Below are 1,516 nucleotides of genomic sequence, written 5' to 3'. Positions count from 1 at the left end.
GATCCGTGCGCAGGCGCTGGCCGGGCCGAGCGAGAAGGCGACGGCGGCGCAGCACGCCAAGGGCAAGCTGACGGCGCGTGAGCGGATCGGGCTGCTCGTGGACCCGGGGTCGTTCCGGGAGGTCGAGCAGTTGCGGCGGCACCGGGCGACCGGGTTCGGGCTGGAGGCGAAGAAGCCGTACACCGACGGTGTGATCACCGGCTGGGGGACGGTGGAGGGCCGTACGGTCTTCGTGTACGCGCATGACTTCCGGATCTTCGGCGGTGCGCTGGGCGAGGCTCATGCCACGAAGATCCACAAGATCATGGACATGGCCATCGCGGCGGGTGCGCCGCTGGTGTCGCTGAACGACGGTGCGGGTGCCCGGATCCAGGAGGGCGTGAGCGCGCTCGCCGGTTACGGCGGGATCTTCCAGCGCAACACCAAGGCGTCGGGGGTGATCCCGCAGATCTCGGTGATGCTGGGCCCGTGTGCGGGCGGCGCGGCTTACAGTCCGGCGCTGACGGACTTCGTGTTCATGGTCCGCGAGACCTCGCAGATGTTCATCACGGGTCCGGACGTCGTCAAGGCGGTCACCGGTGAGGAGATCACGCAGAACGGTCTGGGCGGCGCGGACGTGCACGCCGAGACGTCCGGCGTGTGCCACTTCGCCTACGACGACGAGGAGACCTGCATCGCCGAGGTGCGCTACCTCCTCTCCCTCCTCCCCCAGAACAACCGCGAGCCGGCACCCCAGGTGCGCAGCGGCGATCCCGTCGACCGGCGCAGCGAGGTACTGCTGAACCTCGTGCCGGCGGACGGGAACCGGCCGTACGACATGGCGAAGGTGATCGAGGAGATCGTCGACGACGGGGAGTACCTCGAGGTCCATGAGCGGTGGGCCCGCAACATCATCTGTGCGCTGGCCCGGCTCGACGGTCAGGTCGTGGGCATCGTGGCCAACCAGCCGCAGTCCCTGGCCGGGGTCCTGGACATCGAGGCGAGCGAGAAGGCCGCCCGGTTCGTGCAGATGTGCGACGCCTTCAACATCCCGATCGTCACCCTCCTGGACGTGCCCGGCTTCCTGCCCGGCGTCGACCAGGAGCACGGCGGGATCATCCGCCACGGTGCCAAGCTCCTGTACGCGTACTGCAACGCGACGGTGCCGCGGATCTCGCTGATCCTGCGCAAGGCGTACGGCGGTGCGTACATCGTCATGGACTCCCAGTCGATCGGCGCGGACCTCACCTACGCCTGGCCGACCAACGAGATCGCCGTGATGGGTGCCGAGGGCGCGGCCAACGTCATCTTCCGCCGGCAGATCGCCGAGGCGGAGGACCCCGAGGCCATGCGGGCCCGCATGGTCAAGGAGTACAAGACCGAGCTGATGCACCCCTACTACGCGGCCGAACGCGGCCTCGTGGACGACGTCATCGACCCCGCCGAGACCCGCGAGGTCCTCATCCGCTCCCTGGCGATGCTCCACACCAAGCACGCCGACCTGCCCTCCCGCAAGCACGGCAACCCGCCGCAGTGA

Annotated in this window: 1 protein-coding gene; it reads left to right on the top strand. The window is 68.9% G+C overall.

Annotated features, from left to right (window positions below):
• Position 1: 1 nt before the first annotated feature.
• The gene (locus AB0E77_RS34200; RefSeq protein ID WP_361578922.1) at positions 2-1,516 is read left to right on the top strand and encodes an acyl-CoA carboxylase subunit beta; all 1,515 of its coding nucleotides are present in this window, start codon (positions 2-4) and stop codon (positions 1,514-1,516) included.

The organism is Streptomyces sp. NPDC032940 (assembly GCF_040636935.1).
Taxonomy (GTDB): Bacteria; Actinomycetota; Actinomycetes; order Streptomycetales; family Streptomycetaceae; genus Streptomyces.
The sequence above is the reverse complement of the archived record's forward strand: the minus strand, read 5'-3'. Positions and strand labels throughout refer to the sequence as shown.